Source organism: Bartonella jaculi (assembly GCF_039543045.1).
Classification (GTDB): Bacteria; Pseudomonadota; Alphaproteobacteria; order Rhizobiales; family Rhizobiaceae; genus Bartonella; species Bartonella jaculi.
In genome coordinates this window covers 18,723-40,936 of sequence record NZ_BAABIZ010000013.1, presented here as the reverse complement: position 1 = coordinate 40,936, position 22,214 = coordinate 18,723, and the positions used below count along the sequence as shown (strand labels likewise).

Annotated in this window: 15 protein-coding genes; 5 read left to right on the top strand and 10 right to left on the bottom strand. The window is 38.4% G+C overall.

What is annotated here, in order from left to right:
• Positions 1-49: 49 nt before the first annotated feature.
• Positions 50-2,671 carry an autotransporter outer membrane beta-barrel domain-containing protein gene (locus ABD915_RS06140; protein WP_345116595.1) on the top strand — a complete coding sequence of 874 codons (2,622 nt, stop codon included), beginning with the start codon at positions 50-52 and terminating at the stop codon, positions 2,669-2,671.
• A gap of 509 nt (positions 2,672-3,180) precedes the next feature.
• Positions 3,181-6,396, top strand: coding sequence for an autotransporter outer membrane beta-barrel domain-containing protein (locus ABD915_RS06135; RefSeq protein ID WP_345116593.1), 3,216 nt, complete (start codon positions 3,181-3,183; stop codon positions 6,394-6,396).
• A 1,352-nt stretch (positions 6,397-7,748) separates the two neighbouring features.
• On the opposite strand, the gene ABD915_RS06130 is transcribed toward ABD915_RS06135, so the two are convergent.
• From ABD915_RS06130 to ABD915_RS06120, 3 genes are read right to left on the bottom strand one after another with little or no spacing between them, the layout of a single operon-like run.
• Complete coding sequence (locus ABD915_RS06130) at positions 7,749-8,720, bottom strand: WD40 repeat domain-containing protein (RefSeq protein WP_345116591.1); 972 nt, start codon at positions 8,718-8,720, stop codon at positions 7,749-7,751.
• Positions 8,721-8,730: 10 nt separating this feature from the next.
• A complete protein-coding gene (locus ABD915_RS06125; RefSeq protein ID WP_345116589.1) occupies positions 8,731-9,762 on the bottom strand; it encodes a CobW family GTP-binding protein in 1,032 nt (343 codons plus the stop codon).
• 13 nt (positions 9,763-9,775) lie between these two features.
• Positions 9,776-10,519 carry a creatininase family protein gene (locus ABD915_RS06120; protein WP_345116588.1) on the bottom strand — a complete coding sequence of 248 codons (744 nt, stop codon included), beginning with the start codon at positions 10,517-10,519 and terminating at the stop codon, positions 9,776-9,778.
• Between the two features lie 1,342 nt (positions 10,520-11,861).
• On the opposite strand from ABD915_RS06120, the gene ABD915_RS06115 reads away from it, so the two are divergent.
• Complete coding sequence (locus ABD915_RS06115) at positions 11,862-12,266, top strand: hypothetical protein (protein ID WP_345116587.1); 405 nt, start codon at positions 11,862-11,864, stop codon at positions 12,264-12,266.
• A gap of 20 nt (positions 12,267-12,286) precedes the next feature.
• Here the strand turns inward: ABD915_RS06115 and ABD915_RS06110 are convergent, their stop codons facing one another.
• The gene (locus tag ABD915_RS06110; protein WP_345116585.1) at positions 12,287-13,621 is read right to left on the bottom strand and encodes an NAD(P)H-dependent oxidoreductase; all 1,335 of its coding nucleotides are present in this window, start codon (positions 13,619-13,621) and stop codon (positions 12,287-12,289) included.
• A gap of 166 nt (positions 13,622-13,787) precedes the next feature.
• Here ABD915_RS06110 and ABD915_RS06105 point away from each other — a divergent pair, with 166 nt between their 5' ends.
• Entirely contained in the window at positions 13,788-14,267 is a 480-nt protein-coding gene (locus ABD915_RS06105; protein WP_345116583.1) for a MaoC family dehydratase, read from the top strand.
• Between the two features lie 304 nt (positions 14,268-14,571).
• Here ABD915_RS06105 and ABD915_RS06100 read toward each other — a convergent pair whose 3' ends face one another.
• The 3 genes from ABD915_RS06100 to ABD915_RS06090 are packed head-to-tail and all read right to left on the bottom strand — an operon-like array spanning position 14,572 to position 17,095.
• On the bottom strand, positions 14,572-15,231 hold the full coding sequence (locus ABD915_RS06100) for a methionine ABC transporter permease (protein ID WP_345116581.1): 660 nt from the start codon (positions 15,229-15,231) through the stop codon (positions 14,572-14,574).
• Positions 15,224-16,258, bottom strand: coding sequence for a methionine ABC transporter ATP-binding protein (locus ABD915_RS06095; RefSeq protein ID WP_345116603.1), 1,035 nt, complete (start codon positions 16,256-16,258; stop codon positions 15,224-15,226). Before ABD915_RS06095 ends, ABD915_RS06100 begins: the two co-directional genes overlap by 8 nt.
• Positions 16,259-16,273: 15 nt before the next feature.
• Positions 16,274-17,095 (bottom strand): MetQ/NlpA family ABC transporter substrate-binding protein, encoded by an 822-nt coding sequence (locus tag ABD915_RS06090; protein ID WP_345116579.1) that lies wholly within the window; start codon positions 17,093-17,095, stop codon positions 16,274-16,276.
• Between the two features lie 562 nt (positions 17,096-17,657).
• On the opposite strand from ABD915_RS06090, the gene ABD915_RS06085 reads away from it, so the two are divergent.
• Positions 17,658-18,290, top strand: coding sequence for an SH3 domain-containing protein (locus tag ABD915_RS06085; protein ID WP_345116577.1), 633 nt, complete (start codon positions 17,658-17,660; stop codon positions 18,288-18,290).
• Positions 18,291-18,424: 134 nt separating this feature from the next.
• On the opposite strand, the gene ABD915_RS06080 is transcribed toward ABD915_RS06085, so the two are convergent.
• The 3 genes from ABD915_RS06080 to ABD915_RS06070 form a co-directional block, all read right to left on the bottom strand.
• Positions 18,425-19,456 carry an aspartate-semialdehyde dehydrogenase gene (locus ABD915_RS06080; RefSeq protein WP_345116575.1) on the bottom strand — a complete coding sequence of 344 codons (1,032 nt, stop codon included), beginning with the start codon at positions 19,454-19,456 and terminating at the stop codon, positions 18,425-18,427.
• Between the two features lie 1,519 nt (positions 19,457-20,975).
• Positions 20,976-21,176 carry a Trm112 family protein gene (locus ABD915_RS06075; RefSeq protein ID WP_345116572.1) on the bottom strand — a complete coding sequence of 67 codons (201 nt, stop codon included), beginning with the start codon at positions 21,174-21,176 and terminating at the stop codon, positions 20,976-20,978.
• 13 nt (positions 21,177-21,189) lie between these two features.
• The gene (locus ABD915_RS06070) at positions 21,190-21,852 is read right to left on the bottom strand and encodes an LON peptidase substrate-binding domain-containing protein (RefSeq protein ID WP_345116569.1); all 663 of its coding nucleotides are present in this window, start codon (positions 21,850-21,852) and stop codon (positions 21,190-21,192) included.
• Positions 21,853-22,214: the final 362 nt, after the last annotated feature.

The following is a 22,214-nucleotide window of genomic DNA, read 5'->3' as shown; positions in this document are numbered from 1 at the left end:
GTTTCTGTGGTTTTTAATGAGGGTAAGAGAAGAAAGTTTATAGTGAATTATGATTAAAGTATTAAAACGCCATGTATATTTATGTGCTCTTACAACATCTGTTTTTTTCTTTACGCAAGAGATAGAAGCTAAGGTACAGGATAGCCCTTCGTGTAGTTCTCTTTTAAAGATGTATCCCTGTGATGCTCTTGGGAAGCTTAGCGGTAATGAATCTCATACACAGGCTGCTAATATTGGCTTTTCTGGTGTTACGGCCGTAAAGAAGTTTGATAAGGCAGACATTAAGGTAGGAGAGAAGGGGGATGTAGTACATGGTGGGACTTTACAATTAAAAAAATCTGGAACGATTACATCAGATGTGCTTGCACGAGAAAAGGAGAAAACTGTTTTAAATGGTATTTCCGTTACTGGAAGAGGCAAAAATACTGTCAATGGTAAAAAGGTCGGTGTCCGTGATAATGGCATGAAGCAGGCAGTTTTTGGTGTGCAGCAAGGCGGTTCTCTCTTTGTTAAGGATGGTAAAGTTAAAGTTCGTGATGTTTATGGTTTAGTAATGGAGAGTTCACCAGAAGTTTTTATTTCTAACGGTAATTCCGGCTCGTGGGATTGGCGTTATTCTGATGTTATTTTTGAAAACTCAGATATTGCTGTTGAAGGGCGCGGAGCTCGTGGACTGTTTTTTCAGGGAAGTCCCTCACAAGAGGAATATATGGAAGGGGAGGCTCTTGTTAAACAAGGAGAGATTCAGTTTAAGAAAACCACATTGAGAGTTCCTGAGGGGACAGCTATTTATGTCGACGATAGCAAAAGGTTTCCTTATATCACTGCGTCAGAAGATTCACGTATCTTCGCTAGTCAGTTATTAGAGGTTAAGAATAACTCATATGTGTTAGTTGAAGCTGATGCTTCTTTGCTTGCAGGGAGAGCACACGTTGATAAAAGTTCTTATGCTGAACTTGGGTTGTCTAATAAATCGACATGGACTGTGGCACCAGGAAAAAATAATAAATGGCGAGATTCATCTGTTTCGTTTGTGAGAGTCATTGACAGTTCCATTTTTTTCAGGAAGCCCGAAGACGGTTATTATCAGACTCTTCGTGTTGGGAGACTGGATGATGATAATGGCTTAGATTATGCTTATGTTGCGCATGATGCAAGACTTTTTGTAAATGCATCTCTTACTATAGATGGACAAAACAAGGGGATAAAGGCTGATAAGCTTTTAATCTATGGTAATGTTTATGGAAAAACCAAAGTATATGTCGTAGAGGCTTCAGCAGATTCAGTAAAAGGAAAGAACCTTAGCATAGACGAGCAAAAAGAGGCGCACAGTGTTTCAATTGTTCAGGTTTATGGAAAGGCAGAGAAAGATTCTTTTAGATTGGCGGGTGATTACGTAGCTCTGAGAGGGGCGCCTTATGGATATCGTCTTAGCGCTTATGGCCCAGGTTCTTCTTTAGAGACAGCAAAAGATGAAAACAGGTTGGTTAAGAAAAAATCCGGTAATAATAATGGGGATTTTTGGGATTTCCGCCTTGAAGCTAAGTATATCCAACGTTCTCCGCGTCATTCTTGGTTAAAAACATCTCAGGCGAAAAAGCTGGTATCTCGTTCTCGTACACCTCGTTCCATTGGATCTAGTGCTGGCCATAATTATGTTGTAGCTGATGCTGAAGGTTCTGTTTTTCATCCTGAGATGGGCGTTAGGGCAGTTGTTCCGCAAGTTCCGACTTATTTGCTCTTACCAAATGGTTTGTTCCATGCTTGTTTGATGGATATTAGTAATCAAAACAAGCAGTTGGAAATATTGCGGAGCACTTCCAGTGGAATGGTAGAGATACATGAAAATCCTGCTTCATTTTTCCGTGGTTATGGCGGAAGTTACCGTTATGCTTCAGATTTGTCCGCACTTGAATATGGTTACGGAGGTGATTTCAACTATAATGCTATAGAGGCGGGCATTTTGCTGAAAACAATTGAAAATGCTGACAGTGCCATATCCTTTGGGATTATGGGAACTTATGGCAAACTTTCTCTCCAGCCTCAAGATGTTGAACACAGTCAAAAAAGTGCATTTGATAAATGGACTGCTACCGCATATGGTAGCATGCAGCATGATGCAGGCTTTTATGTCGATGGTCTTTTCTCCTATGGTTTGCTGAAGGGCGATGTTCTCACTCTTGCACGTGGTAAGACGGCAACAATAAAGAGCAATCCTTTGAGTGCTTCATTGACTGCTGGTAAAACATTTATGACAGGGCATAAAGGTGTTGTTTTTGATCCGCAAATTCAGGTTGTTTATCAAAATTTACGATTTGATAAGGCCTCTGATATTGATGGCTTTGATATTGAGATGAAGAGACCCGACCAGTGGGTGATGCGTGTTGGTGGACGTTTAACTAAGGTGCTTGCTGCATCTGAAAAGGGTCGTAACGCTTCTTTCTATGGCAAACTTCATTTTACCCATGGGGTTGGTGAAAAACAAACTGTGTATTTCAAGGATGCTTTCCGGTTGGGTGCTTTTGGATCTTCTCTAGAAGCTGGATTGGGCGTTAATGCTCGCTTGTCTCCCAAATTTGCCTTTCATGGTGATATAACCTATCAGCACCGTCTTACCAAGGCTGGCTTTTCGGGAGTGAGCTTCTCTGGAGGATTGCGCTATCGTTTTTAATAAGGTGCGGTATGCATTTCGGTATGAAGGCAGTACTTCTGTGCTGCCTTTTATTCATCAAAATGGTTTTTTATTGAGGAAAGAAAGGAAAAAGAAAACGCTTAATAATTCTATTGTTTTCTTTTATGCAAAGGCAATTTTTCAAAACTTTTGGCGATAATGAATAATAAATATGCCATAAATTAGTAATTTCCTCTTTTTTATATAGGACATTGAACAATAAAAGCTTTCTATCATTGTATTTTTGTATCAAAATATTGCAATTTTGTGATATTTTTTGTGTCTGAATGAGCTGATTGTGGCTTGATTTTGGCAAGAAACGGTAGATTCTTATTTAATTATATTTAATTTTATAGAAAAAGTATGAAAATTTATACATAAATATACATAGTAATACTAATTATTAAAGATAATATTTTGTTTTAATTATTTTCTTTCAAGAAAGTTTAAGAATTTTTTTAGATCGTTTCTAATCATTCTTCGTCAATAGATGGGAGCATAGAGTATTTATGATAAGTGTATTTGCTAATTATGTATTTTTATGTATTTTTACAACAATTGTTCTTTATTTTTTGCATATTAATCATGTTCATGCTTCTAAAGATTTGTGTGATTCAGAAGCGGAATTCTATACATGTGGTGATGGTAAAAAACACGTATTTAAGGATAAAACCTATCATTTGAAAAGTTCTCAAGAGATGTCTCCTGACACAACTCCTATTGCTGCAATATATGTAGAAGGAGCGGGCACGGCTGTTGATGCGTCTCAGATAACTGTTACGGGTGATAATTCAGATAAAATATCTGCATATGGTGCATATGTGAGAGATGGCGGACAGCTTATTCTAGTGGATTCAAATTTTAAAGATATCCCCAGTCTTCACGCTCAAAATGCAGTTATTAGCATGACAAGAGGATCAATGAAGGGGAGTTCGCACGCTATTTATGCATCGGGAAAAAAAACGGATATTGCTCTAGTTACTGTAAATGTTGAGATTGCGCCAGATAATTTGCATGCAAAAGGTATAGGTATTGTTAGTGGTTTTGATGCAATGGTTCGGATGTCAGATACTACAGTCACTTTTAATGAGATTGGCGCATTTTTAACGCGATTTGGGGGAAGGTATCTTCTCGATAACATGACAGTGAATGGAAAAGGAAAAAAAGAGAGTTCTAAAGTTAATGGTATAGAAAGGGATGTTATACCAGAGGCGTTTGAGATATATCAAGCTGGTGATGTCCATTTGAGAAGTAGTTCTCTTCAGCTTGCCGATATGCATGGCTTTTTGATTAAAAATTTTTCAGGTTATCTAGATGCTAATGGTAATTTGATTCAAAAAAATGGTTCATTAGACAACTTTAAGAAAACAGATATCAAGATTGAAAGATCTAATATTTCTGTTCAGGGGGAGGGGACCTATGGTCTGTATTTTCATTTATTAAGTCCAAAGGAGTTTGCTGAAATTTTAGGTCAAAATAATGAACAATCTTCAGAAGCGCAAACAATCATCACAGGAGCTGCATCTGTTTATTTGAAAAAGACAAATTTTGCAGTTCCAGATGGTATAGCTATTTATGTGACAGGGGCTGATGGTTATGGAGCTGAAAATACTATTGAATTATCGGAAGAAACAAAGGTTTCTGGGGATTTGTTGTTAAAAGCTGAAAATAACGCTTCTATATCTCTTAAAGCTGATGCTTCTACCCTTAAAGGGGGTATGCGCGCTGAAGATGTTTCTATTGTTGATTTGCAGTTATTGCATGGTTCGACATGGTTTTTAACAAAAAGAAAACATAAAGGTTCGCAGGAATTGGATTCCACTGATTCATTACTCTCATCTCTGAGTCTTTCTGATAGTACTCTTGTTTTTGATCAAGATGTATCTCACGGTTATCAAACACTGCGTATTGGAAAAGAAATGGATAGAGGCGAAATAGAGTCTGTGGATATAGATAAAATAAAGGGAACAGTAATATACGAGGGAAAATACAAGGAAGCATATAATGCGCAGGGTAATGTTCAGATTAAGCTTAGTACGTTTTTGGATAATGATGGTTCATTCGTCCCTCAAAAAACTGATCGTATTTTGATTTATGGTGATGTTTCTGGAACCACTCTCGTTGATATGCAAAATATGCAAAATTTGAAAAAAACATCAGACAAAAAAGTATTTGAGGGAAGAGATCAAAGCATTTCACTTATTCAAGTTTCTGGGTCAGCGCAGGAAGATTCTTTTAAATTAATCAATAGTTATACTACAGTTAATGGTTTTCCTTATCAATATCGTCTTCGTGGCTACGGTCCAAGTTCTTCTTTTGGAGAAGCGGATGTTACGCAAAGATTAGTTGCAGGTGAAGGTGATTTTTGGGATTTTCGCCTCGAAGGTATCTATATTAAGCCTGATCCAATAGCTCCTACACCTATAGACCCTATTCCCACTCCATCTACACCTATCTCACCAGCACCTCCTCCGTCTGTACCATCTGATCCAGTAGAACCTAGACCTATAGATCCTACTCCCACTTCATCTACACCTATCTCACCAGCACCTCCTCTGTCTGTACCATCTGATCCAGTAGAACCTAGACCTATAGATCCTACTCCCACTCCATCTACACCTGTTTCACCAGCACCTCCTCCGTCTGTACCTTCTGATCCAGTAGAACCTAGACCTATAGATCCGACTCCCATTCCATCTGTTCCAGAAGATCCTTCGCCCGTTCCTGTTGAGCCTGCTATTCAGCCTGAACCAAGAATTAGAGCTGTTGTTCCGCAATTGCCAACTTATCTCCTTCTTCCAAATGCCTTATTCCAGGCTGGTTTTATGGATCTCACCACTCAAAATAAAAAATTGAAAACAAGGCGAAGCGCTTCCAGTCGTTTTTTGAAAGGTGATGAAATTACAGCGCTTTTTGTTTGTGGTTATGGTGGTACTTACCATTATGCTTCAAATTTGTCTGCTTTTGAATATGGGTATGGAGCCGAATTCGATTATAATGCATTCGAAGCAGGTGTTTTGCTGAAGAAAATTGAGAGTTTATATAGTCGCACATTCTTTGGGCTTATGGGAACTTATGGAAATTTCTCTCTCCATCCTCAAAATGTTGAACAAAGCAAAAAAAGTAGATTTGATAAATGGTCCGTTGCTGCTTATGGAAGTCAGCAGCACGACATGGGTTTTTATATGGATGAGGTGTTCTCTTATGGTCTGTTTAGAGGTGATGTTTTCACTCTTGCACGGGGCAAGACAACGACGTTAAAGGGCAAACAGCTCAATGCTTCTATGACTAGTGGGAAAGCCTTTACAATAGGACATAAGGGGGTTATTTTTGATCCGCAAGTTCAGCTTATTTATCAGCATCTTCAGTTTGATAGAGTGTATGATGTTGACAATATTGATGTTGATATGGGAAAATTTGCTCAATGGACGGGGCGTATTGGTGCACGTTTAAGCAAAACTCTTAGCACGTCTAAGATAGGGCGTATTGTTTCCTTTTATAGTACTCTTTATTTTTCACACAGTTTTGGAGATAGACAATTCGTGCACTTTAAAGATGCGTTCCAGTTAGGGTCTTTCGGTTCTTCTGTAGAGGCAGGGCTGGGTTTTAATGCTCGGTTATCTGCAAAATTTGCACTTTATGGAGATTTAAGCTATCAGCATAAGCTTACCAAGGCTGGCTTTTCGGGAGTGAGCTTCTCCGGAAGTTTGCGCTACCGGTTTTAATAAGGTGCGGTATGCATTTCGGTATAAAGGCGGCACATTCTGCTGCCTTTTCATTTATTGAAATCTGTTTTCTTGATCATTGATTGATAAAGAGGTCACAATATAATTTATTACTGTGCTTTCTCTAGTTGGTGATTAAAAATGCTTAAGACTGTAACAGTCTTCTTTTATTACAAAGTAAACTTTTCCACGATTTTTGGCGATAATAATGTGATATGGATTGGAAATTTCATCTTTATCTTTGAAGATTTTGAATGATGAATGCCTCATATGAATGGCAGAATGTTTCAAGATGTTGTCCGTCATTTTAAGATGGTTTTTAGCAGGCGCTTTTCTTGGTGAATTTCGCTTTATAAGCATACAAACTATATGATACTGTTTATATACAGTAAGATGAGCAATAGATGCATCTTCGTTTTATTTTCTTCTTTTTTTAAGATGTCTCTTTGGCTATTTTTGAGCACTTCTCATCTTTTAGGAAAGGGAAAGGAAAGTATGAGATAAAATTACCATGAAACTATTCTAAAACAATGTGCGTTTACATTTGTGTTTTGTTTTTTTTGCAAGTTAGAGTCATCAATGTAGATTTTGAAAAAGGTAGATTTCAACGCATTATCTCTACGGCACAAGTTGGCACTATCATACTATTTTCTAGCTTTTAACGTTGTGTCTTTTCTTGCATAAAGGCGGTTCATGAGAAGTATCTTGAGTCCTTCCTAAAACGATTTTATCCACACGCTAAGTCCAATGGTGGTGCGCACGAGGACCGTTTTTATGATTCAACATAAAAGGGTTTGAAATAAGAAAATCTTACTGTATGCGGAGCTTTCATTTAAATTATAATAAGTTATTATTATAAATCAATGTGTTGCTACGGTGGTGCCAGAAGATATTAAGGTGATGTCTATAGCAGGTATTGATCTCTAGGTGATCGTGCTGGGAAAAAGGAAAAATAATGGCGAGAAAGCTTGAAAAAGTGATTGTGCATGCTAAAGCTAGGGCAATAAATGATATTTTTCGAAGATTTTTTCGAAAAATAGTTTTACGCATTTTTTTAATTAAGCTGTTTTCAAGTATTATGAGATTTTTCTTAAATACCACTAAAGAAATTTAAGCCACAGGTCTAAATTTTATTCTCTTAGTATTCAGAATAGGCGTGTGGATATGACCATAAGTGGTAAGCCGTTTTTTCCGGAAATTTTGAGAACAAATGGTTTATCATTTTTGAAATATTTGCGGCTTGGTACATTTGGTTTTTCTTTAGAGAGGGATCAGGTTTTGGTGCAAAATCATTTCAGGAAAGTTATCCTGCTGTCTTCAAAATGCGGTGGTTTTTGTTATTGGTGCTTTTCTTAAAGAATGATGTTTATAACTCCACATTCACCATTTTCGCTACCAAAGGCTAGGTTGTGGCCTGTTTTATCCCAGTTTAGTGCTGAAATGGCGCTTTTCCCACAACCTTTTAGAAGGATTTCTTTTCCATTGTGAAAATGTGCGCATAAAATCATTCCATCATTGAAACCTATTGCTACAATTTCTTCGTTTGGATGACATGCAACGCTGCTCACAAGTGCATTTGCGCGTGTACCGAGTTCCAATGGTGTTTTACCCATGGGGCCATCTTTTGTATGAAACGGCCAAACAATTGCCGCCGATGCACCTGATGTTGCTAACCATTTTCCTTTTGGACTCCAAGACCAACTTTTGACTTTGCTTGGATAGCCACTCATACGGAGATGTTGATTATCTGTAAGACGCCAGCCATGTAAGGCGTTTTCTTGCATAGTGGAAATGACATAGCGGTTATCTGGTGAGAAGGTAACACCAAAATGGGCGCCTTTCCATAACAATGTGGTGGGAGATGTCTGCGTTGATAACCAATGAAGAGTCACACCATTGTAATGGGCAACAGCAAGGCGTAAACCCTTTGGAGCGAAAGCAAGAGCTTCTACACTGCGTTCGTGTATAAGCTCTTGCAATCCTTTGCCGACATTGGCCAATGTGATACGTGAAGAAGCAAAAGCAAAAACTTTCTGTGGTCCAAAAGCAACCTTGCTTATCCATTTGCGCTCTTGTTGACCCAGCACTTCTGTATGACCATCTGCTGTTGTTTGACAGGCTTTTCCATCTTCTCCACCAGTGATGATTGCTGTGTTATCATGAGCAAAATGGCTTGAAATTGTTCCTTGGTGCACTTCAATGATTTGTGGGGTTGATGTTAAAAAAACAATTAAACCCTCCACCGAAACGAAAGCCGGTTTATTGTCAATAAAACCGCAGGAAAGGCAGTAGCTTTGGAGATCGTAATTGGTAATGCTTGGCATTGTCACTCACTTATGCACAATTTTCGAAACCAGTTCTCAATTTTTCGGCATCAAGGGTGCGGCCAATAAAAACAAGTCGGCTTTCACGTTTTTCATCTTCACGCCACGGGCGTTGGTGCTGTCCCTCAAGGATCATGTGTATGCCTTGAATGACATAACGATCATCGTCTCCTTGAAACGCAATAATCCCCTTTAAACGTAAAATATCAGGGCCTTGTTGCTGCGTAATTTGTTGGATCCATGGAAAAAATTTTTCTGGTTGAAGAGCACCTGTTTTTAAACTTACAGAAGTGACTGTAATGTCATGAATGGTGGATATGTGGTGATGTTCATGATCATGATCGCAAGCGGGACCACATACATGGTCTGAATGTTGGTGGTGATCGAGAAAATGGGGATCATTCTCTAAAGTACGTTGTAGGTCAAATGAACCACGGTCGAGGAGTTTCTCAAGGGGGATGTTAGCACGCTCTGTTGCATAAAGTACGGCTCTGGGATTAATCGCAAGAATGAGAGATTGCGCATGTGCACGCTCCTGCGCATTGACAAGATCAATCTTATTTAAAAGAATGATATCAGAGAAGGCAATTTGATCTTCAGCTTCACGGCTCTTTTTAAGTTGCGATGGTAAATGTTTTGCATCAACGACTGCTATAACGCTGTCGAGTGCAGTTTTTTCATGTACGCAATCATCCATGAAAAAAGTTTGCGCAACGGGGATGGGATCAGCAAGCCCTGTTGTTTCTATAATGATCGCATCAAATCGATGAGAGCGTTGCATCAGACTTTCCAAAATGCGAATAAGATCGCCGCGTACAGTGCAACAGACACAACCATTATTCATTTCATAGATTTCTTCATCCGATTCAACGATAAGGTCATTATCGATGCCAATTTCACCAAATTCATTGACAATAACTGCGTAACGTTTGCCGTGATTTTCACTGAGAATGCGATTGAGAAGAGTGGTTTTTCCTGATCCAAGATAGCCTGTGAGAACCGTAACAGGAAGTTTTGTGGGAGTGTTTTGCGTCTTTTCCATGGTTCATGCCTTTTTATTGTAAGGTGTTTATTTTAAATCGATTGATATCATTAAGTAAACCACGAAGCCCACAAAGAACATGAGAGAAAATTGCTTCACCGGCTTGCGGTGTTGCTTCACGGGCATTGCCTGCCGCTCCCTGCAAGTTAAGATCACGCATTGTCCAGCCAAAGGCATGAGGACCATAGGCGCGTAAATACTGATAGTTGGCAATCATATCAGCTTGCTTATTATGAAAATTTTCTGCTTTCTCCATATGCACTTTTTCGGGTGCTAAATAGAGCATTAAAGAGGTTTCGATAAATCCTCCATGGATATCAAGATGATGTTGAGACGGCTTCATGAGACCTTGCGGTAGGCCAAAACGACTCCAGCTTGTCGCTACCGCAAGCATTGAAAAACGCCTCCGTAATTCAGTGATAACAATGCTCATTAAAGGTGAATTGCCTCCGTGGGCATTGAGAAGAAGAAAACGCTTAATGCCTTTACGATAGCAGTTCTCACCAATGCTTATCCATCGCTCTATAGCGTCAGAAAAGGTGAGCGTTCGTGTGCCAGTAACATCCATATGTTCAACCGAATAGCCAATTTTTTCAACCGGTAAGAGTGTGATAGGGCATTGCTTGTTCATTTGTAAGGTAAGCGCTTTTGCAAAAGCTTCAGCAATAATCCAGTCGGTTTCAAAGGGAAGATGATTTCCATGATATTCATGTGCCCCTAAGGGTAAAAGAGCAAGGAAAGACGTATCCGATGTCATAATTTATTGCCAAAAGTCACGAGAAACAGAGAGAGATCAAAATGGTGGGTTACTTCCTACCAATTTTAATCTATACATCAGAAAAACGCAAATAAGAGCGTTTGCATATCAGATATGTATACAACAGAAAAGAAGACTTTGTTAAAACGGTTCTCTATCATTGAAAAATTGTTTGAATTTTTGATGCAATGCTGCGTTTTTAAATATTTAAGGATTAAGCATATTTTGTAAGTTTTTCTGCTAAGTGCTCTTGTTTTTGAAAAGCTAGTCTAGAGATTATCAAATATTTCACATTCCGTAATTCAAAATAAATCCTCTTTTATCCATTTAGAATGCAAATTTAGGTGGAGCTCTCAGCACTTCTCCTGCTGCTATAAAGGTAAAAATCAAGAGATAGTTATTGAGGCGAAGTTGTAGTTATTACTGACTGCGGCTTCTCATCAAGTCTTTTGAATGTTGAAGGCGTATGTATGAACATGTCAATACAGTGGAAATGTTCACTTAACCAAAAAGGCTTTTAAAAGTGTGCTCGCAATTTTTTGTATTCATAATGTAAATTAATGCAAGGGGTGGGATAATTTGAAGAAAACTCGGTTTATGTTAATGCGATAGAGAGAATACGATATTCTTTTCCAAAATATAACGGTTGAGATGGATGTCTAAGGATAGAAGTCTTTTAAGTTATTATGGTGTATGCTGTTGGCACCATGCTGATTTTTTTAAAGATAAACTATGCTTCTGAAGCTTAAATCAGATTTTTTGAAAGTGTAATATTTTGTTATTTCAAACAATTTTATTCTGAAACAGCAATAACACTTTAATAACAGATTTATAGGAGGATCTTGCTTGCATATCGAAAAGCGGTTTTGAATGTGGAATGGATCTAATATACGATTAATCAATCGACTTAATACTCAATCTGCTGAACAGTTTATAACTGGCATATTCAGTGCTTTTTAAGCGGTTTTTATCCAAACACTAATCCCACTTATGACATGCAAGGGAAGTGTTGTGATTGATCCAATCTAAGGGAGTTTGAAATGAGAGAAGCCTACTGTATTTTTTGTAGGGCTAATTCAATAGGGAAAATTATACTTATAAGTAAATTTATTGTATAAAGAATATACTCTTTAGATCTTAATGAAAAGAGGCAAATATTTCTAATTTTTCTGCTTATTTATTTATAATACATAACGTATTATAAAATGTATCTTTTATGTTCTGCATTATATACATGTTGTATTTTTATTGTTGAAATAAATAAATATAAATTTTATTTGTATAATAACATTATTTCATTATTTCGCTTTTTCGCTAAAGAAAAAGAGGGAAAAAGAAAGCTATGTTTAAAATATTTAAAAATCGTATGTGGTTGTATATTTTTACAGGGCTTATTCTTTGTTTTTTGCCAACTGTAGAGAGCCATGCAAATATCATAAAAGATCGATTCCAAGAGGGAGAATCTGTTGCTGCTATAACATCAGGAAAAAATAGAGTTGTTGAGGAAGTCGATATGGCTGTTATCCATGGTGCTGAGGAGCAGGGAGGCTGGTTAGCTTTGGGAAAAATTGAGAGGGTGTCTTTATTTGCAGCATTTTGGGGCGGTGTAGGTATTATATACCTGTTTTCTTCTTTAGCTACGGGAAATATATCTGGTGTTGTAGTCTCTATTATAGCGTTATTGTTTTCAATTCAAAAGAGAGAACATGAACTGCCTTTCTACAGCTTATGGCTATTTTACAGGTAAAAAGGCTAATAAAAGTCTGTTTATGCGCTTTTGGAGGGGGAACTCTTCAACAAGAGGTCTTGTTTGGTGCGAAGACGTGCAATCCACTGATCTTTTCGAATGGCGGTATTATGCACCGTAATGAGTTCATTCTTTTTAATTTCAGCTGTAACTGTTGCTTTTTCCAAAAGACCGCAAGGAATGGCTTGATGCGCACGCGCTTCTGCGCTGTTCATTATCCAAGCACGATAAGTGTAAAGGCCGATAAAATCTAGTTGATCACCAGGGTGTAAATCTTTTTTAGCAACCGCACAAACTTCTGCTACTGGAGTGCTCAGTGGCACCATATCTTTCTTACCATAAAGCATGATACGTGCACAGGTTAGCGGAACTTCCATTGCTGTTAAATGATAGGGACGATGAAAGGTAAAATAGGGGCCTTGACCAACTTTTAAGTCTTCCATACGTTCGCGTAGACGTGGGTGTGCTATTTCTGCAATCACAAAAACACCTGGAGAAACGCCTTGACCTATCGAATAATCCACAACACCATAATTGTTTAAAATACCACCATCTTGTTTTGGAATGAGTATTTTGCTTAAATCTTGGAGTGTTGCTTGTGGTCCATGCATTCCTGGGCAATCAGGGAGAAGACCAGTTGCATTGGCAATTGCTGCCATTTCAACCATTGTTTTGGAACCATCAATAAATTCAACGAGCATACGAACATTCATATTACGTTGCAGTGCTTCTTCTTCGTAAGCATCAGGTGTTGCATCAAAAATAAGTGGATTATTTTTGCCTTTACCCGCTGCAACAATCTTGTGTCCAAGGGCGGAAACAAATTCGATGAGTTCCATACAGGAAGCAGGCTCGTCGCCAGCACCAAGTGTATAAATGAGCCCCCGTTTCTCTGCTTCATGCTTTAAATAAGCACCAATTGTGACATCTGTTTCAACATTCATTGTGACAAGATGTTTGTTGTTTTCAAACGTTTTGAAACCAATTTCTGCACCAGCTTCAGGATAGCCTGTTGCGTCAACGATAATATCAATTTGTTCATTGCGCAAAATAAGGTCAATATCATTTGTAGCAGCAATAAAACCTTTTTCAATGGTTTGGGATAGAGCGTTGGTATTTTCAACTTCACGCACATGCCCATCTTCGCCATAGGCTAATGTAGCAGCATCAAAAATACGTGACGGTGTTCTGGTAGCAACGGCCGCGATTGTTATGCCGTCCATATGCGCAATGCTTGATAGCAAATCTGTTCCCATTTCACCACAGCCAACCAAACCAATACGGATAGGAGGATGATTTTCCGCGCGTTGCTTTAAATCACGCGCTAAACCTGTTAGGCTCACATTGCTTGCCATTATTTTTTCCCATTTGAAAATTACTTTGCTTAAAAGGTATTTTCTTATTCATAAGGCGTATTTGCTTTTGAGATTATTAATCTTTTATTCTTGATGCTCTAATCAATGAGTTTTATAAAAGCAAGAGGAGTGGGGTGTTTTTAGCAAATAAAATAGGAATAGCGTTATGCAGCAAAAAATAGCAGTACAAGATGTAGCGAATTTTATTGGGAAAGAAGTAGGATTATCGCAATGGCGTCTTGTTACGCAGGATATGATTAATCAATTTGCACGCGCAACAGATGATCATCAATGGATCCACGTAGATGAGGAAAAGGCTAAAAAAACGCCTTTTGGTGGTACTATCGCGCATGGTTTTTTAACATTATCACTTTTGTCTACGCTAGCTTATGAGGCACTTCCAGAGTTGGAAGGTGCAACAATGGGGATTAATTATGGCTTTGATAAAGTACGCTTTATGAGTCCTGTGAAGTCAGGTGCACGGGTGCGTGCTCGTTTTGTTTTAAATGATGCTGAAGTGCGCCCTTCTGGCCGTGTTGTTTTTCATTATGAAGTCACGGTGGAAATCGAGCAGTTAAAAAAACCAGCTCTCACTGCTCAGTGGCTTATTGTTGCTATGGTTGGTGAGAAGCATGCCAATTCCTAAATTGTTTTGATTTTTTTGTTTTATCAAGTTTTTGTGCAATTTTATCAGAAGACCAGTGGGAAATAACATGAGGAATGCCCAAAAGATAATGACGCTTATTATGAGTGGAGGGGGTATGATGCTGGTAATTATCGTGGATTCTTATGTCACTTGACCGCACAAGACACAGCCAATTTTATTGAGAAAAACGTAAGATTACTTCAAGTGCGTCTTGTTACCTAGAATATGATTTATCCGTTTTCATACGCAACTTTCACGGGCTGTTGTTATGGTTGGCGGGAAGTTCGCCAACGCCGAAATTATTTTAATGCTTTGTTTTATCAAGTTTTTGTACAATTTTATCAGAAGACCATTGGATAATAACATTGAGAATGATCAAAAGAATAATAACTATTGTCATAATCGCGGTATTATAGCGCTGATAACCATAGCGGATCGCCATATCACCCAAACCACCGCCACCCAGATATCCTGCAAGTGAAGTGGCTCCGATAAGAGAAATGATCATGACCGTAAAACCTGTGATCAGACTGGGGAGTGCTTCAGGAATAAGAACATATCGGACAATTTGAAGACGGCTTGCTCCCATGGAACGGACCGCTTCAATGAGGCCGTTCTCAACCGTTTTAAAAGAGAGTTCTGCCATTCGTGCATAAAAAGGAATGGCTGAAATGGTGAGAACAAAAATCACTGAAGGTATTCCTACACCGCTTCCTACAACTATACGGGTGATAGGGAGAAGGTAAAATGCAAGAATAATAAAAGGGATAGCGCGGAGACTATCAATAATAATGCTTAGGGGGCGATTTATAAGGCGTGATGCAAAAAGCTCTCCATGCGCGGTGGTATGGAGCAGCAGTCCTAGCGGGAGTCCTATAACAAGTGCCATCAAAGAAGCGCTCACTGCCATCAATAATGTATCAAAAATGGCACTGGGAAGTTCATGAAAAAGGACATTAAACATAGCCTAAAACCTCGCAATATCGACTTTTTTCGGTCAACCATTTGACAGATTTTTGCAAAGCCACTTCGTTTTTCGCGGGAAGAGCGAGAAATAAGCGCCCAATGGTTTCACTTTGAACTGTATCAATGCCACCATGTAAAATACGCCCTCTTAAACCTGTTTCATCTTCAAGAAGGTGAAGAAAAGGGCGCTGAGCAATTTCACCGGCAATATTAATTTCAATGACGGCTTCTTGACCTGTGGGCTTAAGGTTTTTTGCAAATTTTTCAGGAAGCTGTGGTGTCACAAGTTTAAGCATGGCAATGGTGGTATCTTCTTGCGGTGAAGTAAAGATATCCTTCACACGTCCTTCTTCCACAATACGTCCTTGATTGAGAACAACAACGCGATGTGCAATGGCACGCACAACTTCCATTTCATGGGTAATGAGTACAATAGTAAGATTGAGACGCTGATTAATATCGGCAAGAAGCTCCAGAATAGACTGTGTTGTTTCAGGATCAAGAGCAGAGGTTGCCTCATCTGACAATAATATTTTGGGATTGGCTGCTAGAGAACGTGCAATACCAACACGCTGTTTTTGTCCCCCTGAAAGCTCGAGAGGATAACAATATTCTTTGCCACGTAACCCCACCAATTCAATGAGTTCAAAAGCACGTTGACGGCGTTGTTTTTTGTTTATACCAGCTAGTTTAAGCGGTAATGCAATGTTATCAATGACTCTTTGTGATGATAAAAGATTGAAATGTTGAAAAATCATCCCAATACGTTGACGATAAGGCGCCCATTCTGTTTCTGAAAGATTTGAAATATTTACATCTTCAAAAAAAAGTGCTCCTTTATCAATACGTTTTAATCCATTTAAACAGCGCATAAGTGTAGATTTTCCTGCGCCACTGCGTCCGATGACACCAAGAATTTCACCTGCATGGATATCGAGGGATAAACGGTCTATTGCTGGAAACCCCGCTGTTTTTCCAAAATGACAGCTGACGTTTTTTAAAGAAATAAGAGCGGGATTTTCCATATTTTCCATTTGCAATTACCAAGAGGTTTGGGCGGTTGTGCCAAAAATTTCTTTGATTTTTGCACGGACAGGTTCACTATTGTAGGCCGCAACCAATTTTTTAACCCACGGTTCATCTTTCTCGCTGGTGCGCACAACAATGATATTATTATAAGGGTTATTTTCTGCTTTTTCCCAAGCGATGGCATCTTTATCCAAGTTTAATCCCGAGACTAAAGCCCAGTTTGTATTTATAATTGCAATATCAAAATCATCGATTGCACGTCCTAAAATGCCAGCATCCAATTCACGGATTTTCAAATTTTTAGGATTTTCAATGATATCAAAAGGAGATGCAAGAATATTATGAGGATCTTTTAGTTTTATCAGGCCTAGGGAATTGAGAAGAAGTAAAGCTCTTCCACCATTTGATGGATCGTTAGGAATGCCAACGTTCGCTCCATCCTTGAGTTCTTTTAATTCTTTTATTTTGTGCGAATAGACACCAATAGGAGCAATAAATGTGTATCCAGCAATTGAAAGTTTGTAGCCTCGTTGCTCCATTTGACTGTTCAGATAAGGTGCGTGCTGGAAAGAATTCGCATCGATGTCTCCTGAATTAAGGGCATCATTGGGGAGAGCGTAATCAGAAAAATAAACAAGTTCAATATCCAAACCCGTTTTTTTAGCTTGCTCAGCGGCAACTTTCCAAACGGTCGCTTCATGTCCTTCCATAACACCGAGTTTTATTTTTGATTTATCTGCTGCCATGGAAAAGGGAGAAGATAAAAAAAGTGCAACAAAAAGAGACAGGAGGAATCCGATAGAGGCACTCCAAGATAATTTTTTTAATGTCATGTGCGTTTGCCTTTCTTTTTCTTTGGCAAGAGATTTCTTGAGGAAAGATTCAATATACTCTATATTACTTCTAGGAATCTTGACAGTATAAAAGCTTTATAGAATATTCAATCGTTTTTATTCAAAAAATAATATTATTTTTTCTATACTGTAAGCGCTTTTGGGCAACCAACATGCATCAATAGGCATGAGCGGGAAGCACTTCTTCCAAGTTTAAGTAACAAATTCTTATGTTGTAATATTTTTGTTGGGAACCAATTGCTCTTTTAAAACTTCTTTAAGTGATGATTGGCTTTGCAAGCAGGCGATCAAATTATGACCTTGAAAGCAGTGAACCTACAGAATGAATATTGCAATCAGGAAAATAGGTCGTGTGTATAGGGCCGGTAGAGAACAAAGTAAGAGAGCTGTTCTCTAAATATGGTGTGTGTCTTTGGGGGGCTTTGAAGACGACAAGGAATTGTTCACCACTTTATTAGAATGCAGCAAATTTTTGCAAAGGCAAATATTTTTGCAAAGGCAAATATAGGCTTTTTACACTATATAAGAGGAATAAGAGAGCATGTTAAAGAAGAATTTTTTATCAACTACAACTACAATGATTTTATTGTCTTTTGGTGGATTAGGGATGGGAATGTTTGTCCCTAGTGCGACTGCTGGAACAGTTGCTCGTGTAGCAACAGGTCATGTGATTTTGCGCACAGGTCCAGCTACCACTTATAAAGCTATCGCAACAGTTCCAACTGGAGCAAAAGTGCAAATTAATGGCTGCCTCTCCAATAAGGCTTGGTGCGCACTTTCCTATAATGGAAAGGCTGGTTGGGCGTCTGCACATTATTTAAATGTCAACAATATTCCTACTATTGCCTTTGCGCATATGCATATGAAGCCAAACTCTATGATAAAAGCGCAGAAAGAAAAAGCTAAACGCATTATCTCCGATTATAAAGCTAGTACCGTACCACAAAAAATACGAAAAAATATGCAGAAATTGTACAGAACAGATGTGATTATCGATTCGACAGGCGTAAAAAAAAGAGATGAAAGAACAATTTTTAATCCATCAACGAAAGCACACGATGTATCTGTAAAACATGTGACCGCTTATAATCCTTTTTTTCCAGATAATGTTAATTTTAAAAACTTTGAACGCAATGAAACCCGCTACCGCATTGTGACATATCCTGCTCCATAAAGAAACGAGCACACGCCCCCGTTTTAAAGGAGTTTTATTATAAAAACACACTGTTATTGAGATGGCAGGGTTATTGAGATGGCAGGAAAACCACAGCAGCATGAGGCATTTTTGCTCCATGCTGCTCTTTTTGTTCAGAGCGCTGACTTCGGTCTTATTAAATTACGTACAACGAGCAATTCAGCAATTTGAATTGCATTCAATGCTGCACCTTTTCTTAAATTATCAGCAACAACCCAGAATGCTAGACCATTTTCAATGGTGATATCTTCGCGAATACGGCTAATAAAGGTATCATCTTCCCCGGTTCCTTCATAGGGCGTTATATAACCACCATCTTCATGTTTATCGATAACTTGGCATCCCGGCGCATCGCGCAGAATAGTCTGTGCTTCCTTGGCGCTTAGTGGTTTTTCAAATTCAACATGAACAGCTTCAGCATGTCCGATAAAGACAGGAACACGAACAGCAGTGGCTGTTAATTTGATCTTAGGATCAAGAATTTTCTTCGTTTCAACCGTCATTTTCCATTCTTCTTTTGTGTAGCCATCTTCCATGAAAACATCGATATGGGGAATGACATTAAAGGCAATGCGTTTGGTGAATTTTTTTGAGGTGATTGGATCTGCAACAAAGACTGCTCGTGATTGTTCAAAAAGTTCATCCATTCCTTCTTTACCAGCTCCGGAAACCGATTGATAAGTAGAAACAACGACGCGTTTAATAATTGCAGCATCATGAAGAGGTTTTAAAGCTAAAACAAGTTGAATTGTTGAACAATTGGGGTTTGCTATAATATTGCGTTTGGAAAATCCATCAATAGCTTGTGCATTCACTTCTGGTACAATCAACGGGACATTTGCATCATAACGCCAAGTGGATGAATTGTCGATTACTACACAACCAGCCGCAGCAATTTTAGGAGCATATTCTTTGGAAATACTTCCTCCTGCAGACATGAGGCATAGGTCTATGTCCGAAAAATCGTATGTATCAAGTGCCTTTACTTTTAAAGTTTTGTCACCATAAGAAACAGTCTGCCCTAAGGAGCGCCGTGATGCCAAAGGAACTATTTCATGAGCTGGAAAACCACGTTCTTCCAGAATTGTTAGCATCTCACGACCAACATTTCCGGTTGCGCCGACAACTGCAATTTTAAAACTCATTCTGCCATACTCCTCTCCCTCTCCACTTCTCTTTCCTGAGCTAAACCTATGAGAGGGCGAGTTGGCCAAGGAATATTAAATTATATTGTTGCTTTTATAGGTTTAATTCTTGTGTATACCAATCACGATCTAAAGCACTACAGGTCGGTTTATGTAAAACGCACCGTCCTCTAAGTTCTGCGAGAGTTGAGAAAGCTTGAATCTTTTATCCCAAGCCGTCTTGGATACTTCCTTGACAGCGCCGCAATCTAGTAAATTGCTCATCTTCTGTCAATCTTGAGACGTTTAAATTTTATAACGATTATATTATGCATTATGCTGGTGAAGTTTTTATATTTCATTAAACGTTTGTGCTCTGCGGTCCCTATGCAGGACGCTGATGTGATTTTTCTAGTGTTGTTTGCGTCTTTTGCTTTGTGGTTCTCATTCTTACTTAAATAAATGTTTTCATTAAAGGTTACTATAAAGGCGTTCATTTAAGAAATGTTCACCAAAATCATAAAATATAAAATAATGTGGTGCTTTCACACTAATCAGAGATTAACTGCAAGATTGCCTTTTGTTTTTCGGGTTTAAGCACTCTGAAACTTTTAAAAAGCAAGTATTCGGTTTTGTTCGCTATTTTTTCATTATGAGGGTATGTGGCATGTTCTTTTGTTGGGATTATCAGCGTAAAAGAAGAAAATAAGAACATCTAAAATATCAGAAATTTCCTGTAAGTAAGTGTCCTGCTCCCACGCGATTCAAGTCTTTTTGTACTTTGGGATTTATTGGAAAGTTATACCTAAGTGGCTGCTTCATTGTTTTTGACAAAGCCCCATGATGTTTCTTTTAAAGCGCATTTTTTGCCTACAGAAAGATCATTGAAATGTGGATTTTGTTTGTACCTTAGTCTCCTCACTGGGGGCGAGCGCCCTCGCATTGGTATTCCGAGAGGTTGGAAGCACTGAACTTAAATAGTTTGCTTGTTTTTAGTGCCTTTAGCACTTGGATATAAAAAGAACTTTCTGAATTCTGGGATACCCGCAAAGCGGGCTTATTTTTTGCGTTTAAGTTTTTCGAGTTCTAACACTCTATTGATTGCTGCGTATACAACCCAAAACCACAAGTTTATTCAGAGGATAATTTTCTTAAATCGTCAATCAAAACAATCAGAATTAAGACAAGTTTGCTTGTTGGTTTTTCTCAAATTGAAGAGCAGATATTGCAATGCGCTTCCCTGTTTTGATGGGATTTTATGAGAGTTTTATCTTCTCTTCTGTATAAGGTAATGGGCTCGTATCTTTGCATTCAGAAGTAGAAAAACTTTTATTTGTTTCTTGCAAAACGGGGTGATGTATGAATAAAGGACGTTTGAGATAAGGGCTCAATTAATATGTGCTTCTTATGAACCGTCTTAATGCAAGAGCAGCGCAATGTTAGACGTTGGTAAAGAGAATGATGCCTTTTGTTTGTTACGGAACTATCTTTTCTAAAAAAGCTTCATATTGAAAAAAATGGCATGAATATTGCTTATTTTTTATTGTCCTGCTTTTTCATTGTCCTTTAAAGGACGCGCTTCAGAGGCAAGCATAATGGGAATGCCGTCGCGAATAGGATAGGCAAGTTTTGCTTTGAGAGAAATTAATTCTTGTGTTTTTCGGTTCAGAGAAAGTGTTCCCCCTGTAATTGGGCATACGAGTAATTCAAGCATTTTAGGATCGGTAATCGTTTTTTTCATGTTTTAAGGTTCACTAGTTTAACTGATGATGCATTCCTGTTTGCTTCATAAGTGTACGTTCCGTTAAAGCAAGAAGAGTTTGGGCGCGGCTCCCAATATCTGGAGCTTCAAGCAGAGCTTGTTTTTCTGTTGGTGTAAAGGGGATAAGGGCTGAAAAAGCATTCACCAATATAGATGTGGGCGTTTGTATGATACTGCTCCAATTATATTCTATTTCATGTATGGTGAGATATTGCTCAACAATGTTTAAGAGGTTTGTTCGATTAATACTCTCTGAAATATCTGGTTCTTGTAAGTCTTTTGTGTTTGCTTGGATGACAGCAATCCTATAGGGTTTTGTATTCACCAGTTCTTGTTCTACTGTGAAGCGGCAAACTCCCTGCAATATAATGAGAAGCTGCCCATTGCCTGTTTCGTTGTAGTTGGTGATGCGACCTATACAGCCTGTTTTGTAAAGTTGTGTAGAGAAGTCGTTTGTATCTGATGCAAGTGGTTGAATGATACCTAACAAACGATTGGATACCATAACGTCTTCAACCATTTCAAGAGCTTCTGGTTCAAAAATGTTGAGCGATAAAAATCCACCTGGCAGTAAAAGCGCACCTTCTAAGGGGAAAAGAGCAATTTGTTTTGGTAGATCATTTTCGCAATTATAATGGATATTGCCAGCTTTCATGAGTATTTTGAAACCTTTGTCCGATGAGGTTTGATGCGTAAATAACGACCAGTTTATGAGACTCTTTCTTATACGTTGCGTGAGTGATAAAACAGACCATATCATTGTGTGTTAAGATCATACCTCTCGCTCCTTTTGAATATTCATTGTTAGAAGATATCAAAGTTGGTCATTCTGATTGGACCGTGCAAGAGAGAATATTGTTTTTGATCCTTTTAGTCTGTGTTCTCAAGTGATATTTTTGTTTGTGGATTTTCGCAATTTCCCTTCTCCCTCTTTATTGAGCTTCTCCCTCTGTCTTATAATGCTCAAAGCTTCCTATTATAAACCTTTGAAAACAGCCTATGCAAGTTTAAAATTAA

Excerpts from the sequence above, each read along its gene's own strand:
- ABD915_RS06140 (WP_345116595.1), top strand. The coding sequence starts at position 50 with ATGATTAAAGTATTAAAACGCCATGTATATTTATGTGCTCTTACAACA.
- ABD915_RS06135 (WP_345116593.1), top strand. The coding sequence starts at position 3,181 with ATGATAAGTGTATTTGCTAATTATGTATTTTTATGTATTTTTACAACA.
- ABD915_RS06130 (WP_345116591.1), bottom strand. The coding sequence starts at position 8,720 with ATGCCAAGCATTACCAATTACGATCTCCAAAGCTACTGCCTTTCCTGC.
- ABD915_RS06125 (WP_345116589.1), bottom strand. The coding sequence starts at position 9,762 with ATGGAAAAGACGCAAAACACTCCCACAAAACTTCCTGTTACGGTTCTC.
- ABD915_RS06120 (WP_345116588.1), bottom strand. The coding sequence starts at position 10,519 with ATGACATCGGATACGTCTTTCCTTGCTCTTTTACCCTTAGGGGCACAT.
- ABD915_RS06115 (WP_345116587.1), top strand. The coding sequence starts at position 11,862 with ATGTTTAAAATATTTAAAAATCGTATGTGGTTGTATATTTTTACAGGG.
- ABD915_RS06110 (WP_345116585.1), bottom strand. The coding sequence starts at position 13,621 with ATGGCAAGCAATGTGAGCCTAACAGGTTTAGCGCGTGATTTAAAGCAA.
- ABD915_RS06105 (WP_345116583.1), top strand. The coding sequence starts at position 13,788 with ATGCAGCAAAAAATAGCAGTACAAGATGTAGCGAATTTTATTGGGAAA.
- ABD915_RS06100 (WP_345116581.1), bottom strand. The coding sequence starts at position 15,231 with ATGTTTAATGTCCTTTTTCATGAACTTCCCAGTGCCATTTTTGATACA.
- ABD915_RS06095 (WP_345116603.1), bottom strand. The coding sequence starts at position 16,258 with ATGGAAAATCCCGCTCTTATTTCTTTAAAAAACGTCAGCTGTCATTTT.
- ABD915_RS06090 (WP_345116579.1), bottom strand. The coding sequence starts at position 17,095 with ATGACATTAAAAAAATTATCTTGGAGTGCCTCTATCGGATTCCTCCTG.
- ABD915_RS06085 (WP_345116577.1), top strand. The coding sequence starts at position 17,658 with ATGTTAAAGAAGAATTTTTTATCAACTACAACTACAATGATTTTATTG.
- ABD915_RS06080 (WP_345116575.1), bottom strand. The coding sequence starts at position 19,456 with ATGAGTTTTAAAATTGCAGTTGTCGGCGCAACCGGAAATGTTGGTCGT.
- ABD915_RS06075 (WP_345116572.1), bottom strand. The coding sequence starts at position 21,176 with ATGAAAAAAACGATTACCGATCCTAAAATGCTTGAATTACTCGTATGC.
- ABD915_RS06070 (WP_345116569.1), bottom strand. The coding sequence starts at position 21,852 with ATGAAAGCTGGCAATATCCATTATAATTGCGAAAATGATCTACCAAAA.